The organism is Bacillus sp. AFS040349, from assembly GCF_002577655.1.
In the GTDB taxonomy this organism is placed as follows: Bacteria; Bacillota; Bacilli; order Bacillales; family Bacillaceae; genus Metabacillus.
This window is the reverse complement of the sequence record NZ_NUMC01000017.1, coordinates 69,145-82,407: the sequence shown is the minus strand read 5'-3', so window position 1 is coordinate 82,407 and position 13,263 is coordinate 69,145. Positions and strand designations below refer to the sequence as shown.

General features: G+C 33.0%; 10 protein-coding genes. 9 read left to right on the top strand and 1 reads right to left on the bottom strand.

Going from position 1 to position 13,263, the window contains the following annotated elements:
* The first annotated feature begins 9 nt into the window (after window positions 1–9).
* The 7 genes from COD11_RS05055 (at window position 10) to COD11_RS05025 (ending at window position 9,195) form a co-directional block, all read left to right on the top strand.
* Window positions 10–1,155: an EpsG family protein gene (locus COD11_RS05055; RefSeq protein ID WP_098795679.1), complete on the top strand. Its 1,146-nt coding sequence runs from the start codon at window positions 10–12 to the stop codon at window positions 1,153–1,155.
* A 92-nt stretch (window positions 1,156–1,247) separates the two neighbouring features.
* On the top strand, window positions 1,248–2,438 hold the full coding sequence (locus tag COD11_RS05050; RefSeq protein WP_098795678.1) for a polysaccharide pyruvyl transferase family protein: 1,191 nt from the start codon (window positions 1,248–1,250) through the stop codon (window positions 2,436–2,438).
* A 29-nt stretch (window positions 2,439–2,467) separates the two neighbouring features.
* Window positions 2,468–4,012, top strand: a complete 1,545-nt coding sequence (locus COD11_RS05045; protein WP_098795677.1) for an oligosaccharide flippase family protein — start codon at window positions 2,468–2,470, stop codon at window positions 4,010–4,012.
* A gap of 78 nt (window positions 4,013–4,090) precedes the next feature.
* Window positions 4,091–5,539 (top strand): Coenzyme F420 hydrogenase/dehydrogenase, beta subunit C-terminal domain, encoded by a 1,449-nt coding sequence (locus tag COD11_RS05040; RefSeq protein WP_098795676.1) that lies wholly within the window; start codon window positions 4,091–4,093, stop codon window positions 5,537–5,539.
* A gap of 343 nt (window positions 5,540–5,882) precedes the next feature.
* A complete protein-coding gene (locus COD11_RS05035; RefSeq protein ID WP_098795675.1) occupies window positions 5,883–6,287 on the top strand; it encodes a DapH/DapD/GlmU-related protein in 405 nt (134 codons plus the stop codon).
* A 540-nt stretch (window positions 6,288–6,827) separates the two neighbouring features.
* Window positions 6,828–8,372: a YifB family Mg chelatase-like AAA ATPase gene (locus tag COD11_RS05030; protein ID WP_098795674.1), complete on the top strand. Its 1,545-nt coding sequence runs from the start codon at window positions 6,828–6,830 to the stop codon at window positions 8,370–8,372.
* A gap of 43 nt (window positions 8,373–8,415) precedes the next feature.
* Entirely contained in the window at window positions 8,416–9,195 is a 780-nt protein-coding gene (locus tag COD11_RS05025; RefSeq protein WP_098795673.1) for a transposase, read from the top strand.
* A 494-nt stretch (window positions 9,196–9,689) separates the two neighbouring features.
* Here COD11_RS05025 and COD11_RS05015 read toward each other — a convergent pair whose 3' ends face one another.
* Window positions 9,690–10,664 (bottom strand): Abi family protein, encoded by a 975-nt coding sequence (locus tag COD11_RS05015; RefSeq protein WP_098795671.1) that lies wholly within the window; start codon window positions 10,662–10,664, stop codon window positions 9,690–9,692.
* Between the two features lie 180 nt (window positions 10,665–10,844).
* On the opposite strand from COD11_RS05015, the gene COD11_RS05010 reads away from it, so the two are divergent.
* Both COD11_RS05010 and COD11_RS05005 read left to right on the top strand, forming a co-directional pair.
* Entirely contained in the window at window positions 10,845–12,458 is a 1,614-nt protein-coding gene (locus COD11_RS05010; RefSeq protein ID WP_098795670.1) for a lipase chaperone, read from the top strand.
* 41 nt (window positions 12,459–12,499) lie between these two features.
* The gene (locus tag COD11_RS05005; RefSeq protein ID WP_098795669.1) at window positions 12,500–13,015 is read left to right on the top strand and encodes a hypothetical protein; all 516 of its coding nucleotides are present in this window, start codon (window positions 12,500–12,502) and stop codon (window positions 13,013–13,015) included.
* The last annotated feature ends 248 nt before the right edge of the window (window positions 13,016–13,263 follow it).

The window sequence follows — 13,263 nt, the reverse complement described above, 5'->3', positions numbered from 1 at the left end:
GAGATTTAAATGTTCGCATTATTAATTGCTTCCTTTTTTTTCTTAATTACATCCTTTATATTCCCAAGAGAGAAACTAAACTATTATTTTCTTTTAATAAGCTTTATCCTTGCTATTATCGGTTTTTTTGTAGTTCCTAATAATACTATGGATTTGTATAAACATTATCAAGTGTTAGAAGCCATCCGTATAAGTGGCATAGAGGTAGTTTCCAATCATAATTACTATGATTCATTACCAATATTCCGTATATATTTTTATTTAATAAGTTTCCTGCAATATAATGGTTTTTTACCTGCAATTACAGTTTTTATTACCTATGCTTTAACATTTAAAACAATTTATAAATTAGGAATAAGATATAATGTCAGTAAACTAGGCATGCTTTTAGCAATGCTATTTTTTGTGGGTACATTTAATTATCTTGGGTTGCTGAGCGGTATAAGAAATATGCTTGCATTTTCAGTATTTGCATATTTTCTTTATATAGATTTAGTTGAAAAGAAAAATAGCTTATTTTGTTGGCTAATATATATATTGCTTTGTTTTTTCCATTCAAGTACTGTTGTCCTGGTATTATTTAGGTTATTGTTATATCTTTATAATAAATTTACAGGAAAGATAATAAATATAGTCCTAATTGCGTGGTCATTCGGATCTTTTATGATAATTAATATGTTGGATTCCTTGACAGATATTAAACTATTTAAATTATTAATAATGCAAATAGAGGGATATTCTACTTTGGACTATTATCCTATTATCCCAGCTATCTCCAAGTACCTTATACTGATAACTATAATGATAACATTTTTATACTTTATGAATGTAAATAAAAGTATAAAAGAGCTGAAAGGTATCACAAGGTTTTCAGCATTAATTATTGCATTCACAATAGGTTCGATAACAAATTATCACATATTCGTTAGATTTGTAAATTTTTTAATTTTTTTATCACCGATTTATATCATGCTAATATCAAAAAATATTTACCCATATACATCGGAAGTAAATCATGCTGCGATTACATGGAGGCAAACATCTAAAAATAAGAAGCTAACAAAGTCTATTTTAGTTTTATTAATTATATCAATATCGCTACTCAGTATATTGTACTTGTTTGTATTTCAATACAGATATATACAGTTTAGTTAAAAAGGACGGTTACAATACCTTTCAAATGGTCGTCACTTGTTGGTTTATTAAACAACTTTATTCTATATAAATTGCTTTTTAAGGAGATAATTATGAATATATATATAAGCAACTGCTCTAATACATTTAATTATGGTTCCATGATGATGGGTGAGAATTTTATTAGCTATTTTAATAAAGTAACCGGAAAAAATAATCAATACTATGTTGAAACTTTAGATGAAAAAAATATTGATAGATTAGTTAAGGCGACAGGAGTAAAAGATGTTTATTCTGTACCAATGGATTCTTTGTTCAAAAAAAATTTAAATAGAAACGATTATTTATTTGCATATTTCGGGTTAAAGAAAGTCTTATCTGACTTTGCAAGCGAAATTGATTTATTAGTGGTTTTAGGCGGTGACGATTTTACCGAGGATTACGGGTGGAAGGGACCTGTTTTAAATGCAATCAAGTTTAATATCTTAAAAAACAATGGATTGAAAGTTGTAATGCTTGGACAAACTATGGGGCCATATATATCCTTTAGAAAGAACTTGATGAAGCACCTTTTAAGTAACTTAGATAGAATATATCCGAGAGACCCCTTAACCAATGATTATCTAAAAAAGTTAGGCATAGGGAATATCAATATTATGGATGATTTAGCTTTGCTTCCTCTCTCTAAACAAGAAGAAATAGAAAAGACCAAAGAGTATATCACATATTGTCCTAGTGAGTTAATTTATAGATACTCAAAAGATGGGAGCAGAAATGATTGGATAGATTTTAACTTGTTTATGATTGATGAAATTATGGAAAAATATCCAGATAAAAAGTTAGTACTACTAGCACATGTGTTAAAACCAGAACCTGTCGATGATAGGAAAATTACAAACGAACTTTTTAATAAAATTAAAAACAGGTATAGCAATAGAGTGATTGTAGAGAATAATGAGATGTACCCATATGAGGTTAGGCAATATATTCAAAAATCATTATTTACAATATCTAGTCGGATGCATCCCATCGTTTCTTCAATACAGTGTGAAATCCCTGCAATAGCATTATCTTATAGTACTAAATATTGGGGGATTATTGGGGCGAGGTATGGACTTGACGAATACATTATAGATGTTAGATATTTAAACTACGAGGAGATGAGAGAAAAATTAAAGTTTTTATTGGAGAAAATTGAAAGTGAATATAATGGGATTCAAGAAAAGATGAAGAAGACTAATATGTCTGCAATTGAAACAATAAATAAAGCATTATACGAGATTGCTACTTTAACTAAAAATTAGATTAAGAGTACTGGAAAGAAGGAACTTGTTTGAAAGTAAATCAGCTTAAAGCAGGTGCGATATTATCCTATTTATCTATCTTTATTACATTTATTATAGCTCTATTATATACGCCAATTATGATTAGACTCTTGGGCCAATCAGAGTACGGTTTGTACGCCATGATTGGCTCTGTTTCTGCTTATTTAAGCATTATGGACTTAGGTTTAGGAAATGCCATCGTACGCTATGTTGCAAGAAATCGAGCAATAGGTGATAAAGAATCAGAAGCAAGGCTGAATGGTATGTTCTTGTTTTTGTATTCTATCATCGGGGTTTTAACCATTCTAATTGGAGTGATGCTTTATAACACGGTTGAAAATGTATTTGGAAGCAGTCTAACTTATGTAGAATTAGAAAAAGCTAAAGTCATGATCATAATCTTAATCATTAACTTTGCGCTTTCTTTTCCATTGTCAGTCTTCGGATCCATCATGCAAGCGTATGAAAAGTTTATTGCTGTAAAGTTGGTAGGAATAATTCGTTCAATAATGAACCCGTTAATAACTTTACCTTTTTTATTTATGGGGTATGGATCGATTATGATGGTTCTAGTAACGGCATTATTAAATATTACTATGTTATTGTTTAATGTTTTTTACTGCTTTAAATATATTAGAATAAAGATTAATCTTGGCAAGTTGGATTATCAATTACTAAAAGAAATACTAGCTTATTCCTTTTTTATCTTTCTTGGAATAGTGGTTGACCAAGTTAATTGGAATACTGGACAAATAATCTTAGGGGCAGTTTCGGGAACAGTAGCAGTTGCTGTGTTTGCTATAGCAATTCAATTTATTAGGCTATATTTGCAATTTTCTACAGCTTTAAGTGGTCTGTTTTTACCAAGGATTTCGATGATGATTGCTAAAAAGGCTAGCAATGAAGAATTAACAAATATGATGATAAAATTCGGTAGGATTCAGTATATTATTATGGCTTATATAATATGTGGTTTTATATTATACGGACGCCCCTTTATAGAATTTTGGGCTGGTGAGAGTTACAGAGACGCTTATTATATGTCACTTATTATTATGGTTCCAATTACTATACCATTAATACAAAATCTTGGTCTTTCTATTTTACAAGCAAAAAATTTACAGGGATTTCGCTCAGTTGTCTTAATAATGATTGCCATTGTTAATGTAATTATTTCTGTACCTTTGGCCAAATTGTATGGGGGTATCGGAGTGGCGGTTGGTACGGGACTATCATATCTCATTGGAAATGCTTTTGTTATGAATATATATTATTACCGTAGAATTAAAATAAATATTCCACTTTTCTGGAGAAATATACTATTAATAACCATACCAGTGTTAATTTCATTAATTGCAGGGTATATGCTAAATCTTCTACTACCACAAGATAGACTTATGACTTTTATTTATAAGATTGTACTATTTTCTTTTGTTTATTCTATATTAATGTGGTTTTTTGGCTTTAATAAGTATGAGAAGGAATTATTATTATCTTTTAAAAGATTTGCTAGGAATACATTATATATAAGGAAAGTAAAGAGCAAAAACTGATAACTTTTCAAACAATAATGATTATCCATGTTTTGTTAGTTAATATAAAATTTAATTTAAGCAGGTGTTTTGAAAAATATGAGTGATCTAAAAGAATATATCGATACTATAGTTAAAAACGATTACACTTATGGGACTGGGGCATGTGCAGTAGTAAACAAAAAGGTAAAAATGGAATTAAATGAATTTGGCGAATATAGACCAAACATTAAAATAGTATCCGAAATTGAAGAACAACAAGAAAATAAAATATCAATGTTATCGGTAAGTCCTAATTCAAAAACAAGCCCTAATGAAGATGAAATTAGCAGAAAACTGTATGCAGAGATTCCCGGCATTAAATATGATAAAAGAATAGGATACTATAAAGAGCTCTATGCTGGCCATGTAGTAGAAGGTAACTACCGTAAAAATGCAAGCTCAGGTGGATTTGGTACATGGATTTTCAAAGAATTACTTGAAAGAAAGCTGATTGATGGAGTAATACATGTTAAGGAAAATAAAGACAAGGAAGATTCAGTACTTTTTAAATACGATATATCTAGAACAATTGAAGAGATACAGGAAGGAGCAAAAACAAAATACTATCCTGTAGAATTTTCACAAGTAATTAACAAATTGAAGGAAGTCCCTGGTAGATACGCTATAATAGGAATCCCAAGTTTTATAATGGCAATCAGACTCTTATCTGAACAAGATCCAATTATTAAGGAAAGAATCAAATTTACAGTAGGTCTCATCTGTGGTCATCAAAAAAGTGCAAAGTTTGCTGAGTGTTTGGCCTGGCAGGTAGGAATAAAACCCGGAGATTTAAAATTTATTGATTTTAGAAAAAAAGTTCCTAACGAACCTTCAAATAGTTATGGTGTAGAATTGACAGGTACTGTTAATGGCAAGGAGATTACTATTGTTAAAAAGATGGGTGAATTATTAGGACATAATTGGGGACAGGGCTTTTTTAAGAGTAATGCCTCAGATTTTACTGATGATGTAATGAATGAAACTGCAGATGTTACACTAGGGGACGCTTGGTTACCAGAATATACTTCAGATAGTGAAGGAAACAACGTTATTCTCGTTCGTAATGAATTAATAGCAAATATTCTTGAAGAAGGTATTAGAACTAAAAAAGTAAAACTAGATAACATAAGTGCGGAAACTATTGTAAAATCCCAAGCAAGTCATTTTCAACACACACGGGAGGAGCTTGGATATAGGTTATATAAAAAAGATCAAATGGGACAGTGGCGTCCAGAAAAAAGAATACCAGCATCTAACAATATTCCTTTTCTTAGAAAAATGATTCAAGACTTACGAATGGAGATTTCTAAGCAAAGTCATTTAAGCTTTAAAAAAGCAGTAGAATTAGGTGATTTGAATTACTTTATTAATCATATGGAAAGATATATAAAGCGATATAATAGACTTTATTATATCAAATCCATTGTTGAACTAGGCCCTAAAAATATAATAGTGAAGATATCTAATAAAATAATTAGAAAGATTAGGAAGGTAAGAACCAACTAAGGGTACAAGAGATTGTTCTTAAGGTATATAGGTGTTGAGTAATTATAGTATTTAATATAATTTATTGTAAGTAGCAATTCGTTTAGTAGTTATTATTTGATTCTAGTTGATTATGAAAAATGAACATACTAATTTCAGGCAGAGTTGGCAATATGGGACCATATACTTGTGTAGCTTTACTAGTTATGGGCATTAAGCAGCAGTAAAGTATTTTTATCACTTGTTAGAATAGATCTATAGATATTTTAAGGGGGAAAGTGAGATTAACGTTAATTTAGATAATCCAGTTGTCCGCTTTGTGTTAAACCAAATACAACATTATAATCACAAAAAGTATTGGAAAATGCGAGCAGAAGTTGTAAATCCAAATTCAAAGGTTCCTAAACTAATCAGATATTATTATCTATTAAGAATAAAAAAGATGGATGCCTTTAATAACGCATCTTTGGGTACAGATATGGGAAAGGGTGCTTTTTTTTCAGAACCACCTATTTTGTATCATGGTTTAAACGGGATAATTATTTCTCATTTCGCAAAAATCGGAAGGAATTGTACTATACTACAAAGGGTAACTATAACAGAAGGTAAAAACGAAACAGCCGCTATCATCGGTGATAACTGTATTATAGGAGCAAATGCTGTTATTGTAGGAAGTGTCAAAATAGGAAATGATGTTAGGATCGGTGCAAATTGCGTTGTTACAAAAGATATACCAGAAGCACGGGGACGGTTCTCGTGCTTCTTTTAATTCATGAACAATTTGTTTTATGATTTAAGGAGACGGGCAATACTACACCCTGACTTTTATCGAATGAAATGTTAAAAAATAATTAGAGGAACAAAAGAAGAGAAGCACGGGGACGGTTCTCGCGCTTCCTCCAAAAAATTGAATAAAAGTTTCCTGAAATTCAATTTAGAATTGTTGAAAAAAATGGGAAACTAATATATGATGGATTTGTAAAAGAGCCTTATTTTATTTACCTCGCAAATAAGGCTAACTCTTCTAAAACTACTGCTTTATACTCTTCTTCAAACAATAAAACTACTTAACTAGAAATATCCTAATCTGTTATCGCAAGTAATCATCCAATTAAATTAGCGAATGTAGAATTGGAGAATAATGTAGCATCATGTTTTAACATTAAATTTATCATGTTAAAAATCAAATCTACTGATCTAACTTTTATTTCTATTGTTAATGTAAACAATATCAAATTCATACCTCATTAGAATAACTATACATTATTGTGAATCAAGCAAGTTATTTTACATACTGGAGGGAATTGTCATGTCTTCAAAAGTAACTAGTATTGGTTTGAAAGGGCTTGAGGGGTATCGTATTCAAGTCGAAGTGCAGGTAAAGGAAGGACTCGAAACGATGATCATAGTAGGATTACCAGATGCATCGGTAAAGGAATCGAAGGAACGTGTTGCTGCAGCTCTTCATAGTTTGGGTTTTTCGTTAGTTGATATGAAGGTAACGATTAATCTATCACCAGCTGAGCAGAAGAAAAATGGTCCGTTGTTTGATCTTGCGATAGCAGTGGGTGTGTTAAAAAGCGGTAACTTTTTGAAAGAAAGTATTCCAAAGGATTCAGGCTTTATTGGAGCATTATCCTTAGATGGATCAGTTCTTCCAGTTGAAGGGATGCTGGCAGCCATTCTCGCCGCTAAGAAATTACAGCTACGTAAACTTTTTCTCCCCTATGACCCTACAATCCCTAATATAGAAATAACAGGACTAGAGCTTGTATACATTGAAACACTGCAAGATGTCATAGATGTATTACGTGGTCAACAACTCCTACCGTTTATCCAACCTCAAAAAACGTTAAAAGAGAGCCAGCCTATATTGCGCGATTTTAATCAAGTTATTGGACACGAATATGCAAAACGAGCATTAGAAATAGCTGCAAGTGGGGAGCACTATGTATTAATGGAAGGTCCTCCTGGATGTGGGAAGAGTTTATTAGCCGAAACCTTTCAGTCTATCATCCCCCAATTATCAGAAGAAGGCCAACTTGAAAAAGTTAGCCTCTATCAAATTGCAGGTGCCTCCTATCATTCTCCATCTGAACCTCCTTATCGTCATCCTCATCATTCTGCATCATCCGTTTCCATTATAGGTGGTGGAACATACCCAAAGCCTGGAGAAGTTTCATTAGCTCATCGCGGCGTTCTTTTCCTAGATGAATTAGGGGAATTCTCCAAAAAAACATTAGATATGCTCAGGCAACCCTTAGAAAGTAAAACGGTGACGATAAGTCGAGTTCATTCAACTGTAACGTACCCTGCAAACTTTATTTTTATCGCTGCAATGAATCCATGTCCATGTGGATACTTCGGCTCAAATGATCACTATTGTACCTGTTCAGAAAAGCAGATAAAAGCCTACAAAAATCGGGTGTCTGGTCCTATCTTAGATCGCTTTGATATTCTCCTAACCTTACAAGCAGTGAACCTTAAAGGACATGATTTTAAAGGAATTGATTCTTCTGAAGACATAAAAAAACGCGTAGCCTCAGCAAGAGAAAACCAGTACAACCGATATGGGAAGGAAATTTGTAATGGTACGGTTCCCTTTGAACAATTGATTCAAAGCAGCCCCCTGACACCGAAGCAACAATACGATTTACAACAAGTTTCTAGTAAACAGGGTCTAAGTAATCGAGTCCAAATAAAAATCATTCGTTTAGCGAGAACAATTGCGGACATAAAGGGAGAAGTCTTGATATCTGATGAAGATCTAAAGGAAGCGATGTTTTTGAGAAAATTAGCACCACCTACTCATTTTTCCTTGACAGGAGAAGCGAATAAACCATTATATCGATAATCAATTTTAAGTGTTATTAATTAATTGAAAGGTGGTCGATCGTTTGCCTCGTAGTGCTAGATTGAAAAGTAGTACAGGTGTTTATCATATCATTAATAGAGGAGCAAATAGGCAGGAAATCTTTCACGACGATGATGACAAAATTAAATTTCTTGAAACCTTGAAAAGATACAAAATAAGGACAGCTATGAAAGTATATGCCTGGTGCTTGATGGATAATCATGTTCATTTGCTTGTAAAAGAAGGCAATGAAGAGATATCTCTGGTCATGAAGCGAATCGGTGTAAGCTATGCTAGCTATTACAACTGGAAATACCATACGAATGGTCACCTTTTTCAAGATCGATTCAAAAGTGAAAATGTAGAGACACAAGAATATTTGATCACGGTCACAAGATACATTCATCAAAATCCGGTAAAAGCAGGTATCGTTACAGGTCCCGAGAAATGGAAGTGGAGTAGCTGCCTTGGTTATTATGGAGAGAATGTATACCCTACTGATTTACTCGAATGTAACTATATTCTACGTATGTTTTCACCTAATTGTTCAATTGCACAATCGAGATTTAAAGAGTTTAATGAGCTACAAAATACAGATAAATGTCTAGAGGACTACGACGACATTAAGAGAAGACTAACAGATGAAGAAGCAAGAATCGAAATTAAAAAATGCCTTGCGAGCTATGAAGTACCACAAGTAAAGAGCTTGCCTAGTGAACAAAGAAATCAAATTTTAAGAAAGGTAAAGAATATTGAAGGACTCTCCCTGAGACAAGCAGCAAGGATTTTGGGTGTTTCTCCTAATCTTTTGTTTAAGGTGTAGGAGGTTGCAAGAAGCACGGGAACCGTCCCTGTGCTTCGAAAAAGTAAGCAAAAGAAGCTGAAAACGAAGGGGAAACATGAGGCGTTACTCAAAGGGCCTGAGGTAGAGGAGCTGCTGCCAAAAGCAGTTAAAGAGATTGTATATTGTATGAATGAGAGGATGGACAGTTATAATACGCACACCTTCCAAGTTATTTTGAGACCATTAATGAAGCAGGGAAAAATGGAAAGATTCAAAGCACCGGAAAAGGGCGGAACCAGAGAGGTATTTCATTATCGAGTAAAATGACAACTTTACATCTTCAAGAACTATTTGAGAAACCCACTGAGTTGGCTGATGCAGCCGCTTGGGGGACCTTTTTGTTGTTGTCGATTCCGGACAAAATTAAAAGAGGACCAGACGCATCCAGTCCCCTTAAGTGTAAGCCGAAGCTATACACCGCTATTAGTTATATAATATGATACTACAGTTTATCCTATTCGTAAAGTACAAGCCTATATGTAGCTTGTTAAATTATTCACCTTATTTCTAAAATCAGAACCCATAATAGAGGTGTGAACAGGTATCGGTACTGTACTTCTTAGCTTTTCAGATTCAGCGTAGAACTTCCTGACAATCTGTTTTAACTCGGTTTTGGTAACACCGAGCTTTTTCAGTAGGAAGATTACAACGATAAAATAATCAACAATGGTGTCAAAAGTGATGTTGTTGATTCCTGTTTCACTTTGTAAGTATTCCTTCAGCCTAGAAGGCGGATTCGTCTTTTTAAACCTGCAATCAAAGACTACAGAGTTATGAGCTACTGCATTACGAAGCTCTTTAATAAGGAATATAATATCTTCCACTATTCTTCCATTCTGATTATGATTTGTAGTGTGCATATTTAAATCTTCAGCAATAGCTATTCGAGTGTTTTGATTTAAACACTGTAGGAAGAATCCAAATTCTCCTAGATTAATGACCTCAAATATAGCCCACAGTGGAATCGGTTCATTCTTATGGAAGAAGTGTGAAATCACGGCCTTTTGTTCAGAATAGTTGTAACTAATCTGTTGGTTGATTTTGTTCCGTAATTCAAGCCGTTTCTTCATTTTATCCCTATACTTACTATTACCTGTATTTTCTTTCTTATAATCATTTAATAGGTGTGAAAAAACAAAATCGAAGTCCACCGGCCCTATTCCAATTAAGGTATTAAGTGTATAGTTCTTAATCGCTGTTTCAATGAACATAATTCTTGGATACAAGAGTGTTTTAAGGTTTGTATCAAACTCATACACCCCAACAACCTCATCAAAGTTGGTATAGGGAATTTGGTGGTTTGCCTGTCCGATAAAACGATATCCTTTATATCCATGATAATAACCGATATTTAATAAATCTTTTTTCTGTTTGCTACCGCTAATTTCTATGGCATGCTTATCTCTAAGGTGGCGCATTAACCCGTTAGTTGTTTTCCCTTTTACCAAAATGAATCGCTCCCATTTATAACTAATATCCTAATTATAAAGGCTAACTACCAAAAAAACTACAAACCTAGTATTCAATGATCATTTAAAGGTTGATTTTTCTGAATATTACATTTCCATAATTTCACATAATGATATAATAGTCTTAGAAAATATTAGATTAGAAGGGATGTGTATTGCTTGGATTCGGCCTACCTACATAATTCCGTCTTTAACATAGAACTGAAAAGAAGAGAGCTAGAACAACAAAACTTAACACGGCCTGAAGTAAAGCGTTGGTTCGAAGATAATTATCGAGTTTTTTCGAAGAAGAGTGCGTTTACTTGTTTATGCTGTAACAAACCAGTAAATATGAATTTAACCAAAGACGAGGGAAGACCGTTTTATTTTCGCCATAATGATGAAAGTGAATGTTCTTACTCAGAAAATACCACAACGTATGATAAACATGTTTCTAAGCATGAGGTTAAATCTAAGAAAGATATTGGTCTCACCATCTTTAAAGAGATATTAGAAGGTGAGATGAAACCCTACGACGTTGAGATTGATCGAGGGTATCATTACAAAATGAAACTATCATTTATTCCGGATTTTATCATTAAGTTTCCGAACTCTGGTGAACGATGGGCGATTGATTATTTTACTGCAATCGATCAGGGGTTAACTTCAGGTAGCTATGCTCGTCATTTGTCCAAACGAATGAAAACCTATAAAGAAGAAGGTTTTAAGCCCTTTTCATTTGTGGACTATAGTTGGCTCTCTTTTTTAGAAGAGACAAATAAAGGAACCTTACTTACTGCTGAAACTTATGTAACTAGTAAAACTCATGAAGATAGTCTGTGGGATACATTTCTAGAGGGAAATTTACAAGGTGATTTATTAGACTTTTTTAGGAAAGATACAGGATCAAGCGCAGACGAATTTAACACTAGAAATATTGCTTATGTAGACGTATTTAATCGGTTATGTACAATCTTTCGGTTCGTCCCCATATCACAACATGATCGGAATATAACTTTTTATAAACTATCATCTTCTGAAGTACCCCTGGCACGAGCGTTGTCAGTGAATGCCGATCAAAATCATTTTGTACTTTCAAAGGAAAATGAGGATGAGAGGAGAAATGGTTTTCTAAAGGAACTAACTGAAAGGAAACAACAATTTGAGTTAGAACAACAAAGGTTGAGAGAAGAACAAGAAAGAATCAGAGCAGAGGAAGAAAGAGTTAAACTAGAGGAAGAAAAGCAAAGGGCACGATTAAGGGCTCGAGAAGTGGAATGGCAAAAACAAAGACAAAAAGCCAAAGAGCTAGAAGATGAAGAAATCGAAAGACAAATGCAAGAAACGATGAGAAGAGCGGCTTTAAGGCCAATCGAGGTTCATCCGGATGGTTGGGACCGCGGCTCTATAAGACATAACGGTTATAGCAACTACACTTATCAACAGAATTCTACTGTAGCAAACTATGAAAGTACAGAAGATAAAATAGAGAAGAGGAGAAAAGAGAAGGTTCGAGATTTGCTGTTGTCTCAACCTATTCCAGGAGAACTTTACATTAGTGGAGATACGCAGTATTGGAGAAAGGTGATCTTAAAGTGGATAAACGAAAATCAAACAAGTGATACCCTTGTTGTATCGTTGGAGAAAATTATCGGCTATATGAAGAGTTCTGGAGTCTCCTTTACTCAAAATGATAAACTTGTTAAATATCCAATAAAGGATTTCCTTGAATTTTATGTAAAAACTTTAAAAGCAGAATTAAAGAAAAAGGTACAATTAAGTATCAAAGAGTAAATAGGTGACAGTATTTCACGGTTTAGGAAAAGGGGATTAATATGAATCTTAATTTAATATTTCTGTTTATACTAACAATGATTTTAGGTGGGTTAGTCTGGCATTTGAAAAAAGAAACAAATAAATATGATAATGCTTTTATTATTTTTAATATAATTATCTTTGTGGCGCTTTTATCTGTAGTATTTGTAGTTGATCTGATTACTACTTGGGTTGGATCTAGTTGGCTTGGTATCTTATTAGCATTTCTATTACCAATAATATTTGCTTTGATTTGTTTAGGTCTTGCATTTTCTGCTAATAAGAAAGAATTGTTTGGAGAAAAGAAATTTCAAGAATGGTTTAAACAAAACTTTAAACAAATAACTTTAAGAATTACTATACTTTCAATCTACTTCTTTATTTTACTTTCATTTTTATTTTTAATATTTTTTAATATCTCTGGCTATGACTCGTCGATATATAGTGCATCTGAAATAGCTAATTCTCTTACGTTACTAGGTATCATAACCACACTTCTCGGTATGCTTCCGGGTTTATACGAAAAGCTGAATTAGTAAGAATATAAACAAGGTAATGATAGCTCATCACATAAGTTAAAGGTGATGGGCTATTTATTTTGTAATTAAAGAGAGAGGAGGGATTTATCGTTTCTGCAAAAGCACCATATATGAGGTTTAGTGTTAAAGTACGACGTAATTCATATAGAAGGTATAGAAAATATCAATCTATATTTTGCGTATTTTTATCCACTCGTCCTCACGGCGTCATTAGCTCATCTTGGAGTTCTTTTCCTAGATGAATT

Bases quoted from the DNA above. Each gene is read 5' to 3' on its own strand.
- COD11_RS05005 (WP_098795669.1), top strand. From the start codon at position 12,500: ATGAATCTTAATTTAATATTTCTGTTTATACTAACAATGATTTTAGGT.
- COD11_RS05040 (WP_098795676.1), top strand. From the start codon at position 4,091: ATGAGTGATCTAAAAGAATATATCGATACTATAGTTAAAAACGATTAC.
- COD11_RS05055 (WP_098795679.1), top strand. From the start codon at position 10: ATGTTCGCATTATTAATTGCTTCCTTTTTTTTCTTAATTACATCCTTT.
- COD11_RS05050 (WP_098795678.1), top strand. From the start codon at position 1,248: ATGAATATATATATAAGCAACTGCTCTAATACATTTAATTATGGTTCC.
- COD11_RS05035 (WP_098795675.1), top strand. From the start codon at position 5,883: ATGCGAGCAGAAGTTGTAAATCCAAATTCAAAGGTTCCTAAACTAATC.
- COD11_RS05030 (WP_098795674.1), top strand. From the start codon at position 6,828: ATGTCTTCAAAAGTAACTAGTATTGGTTTGAAAGGGCTTGAGGGGTAT.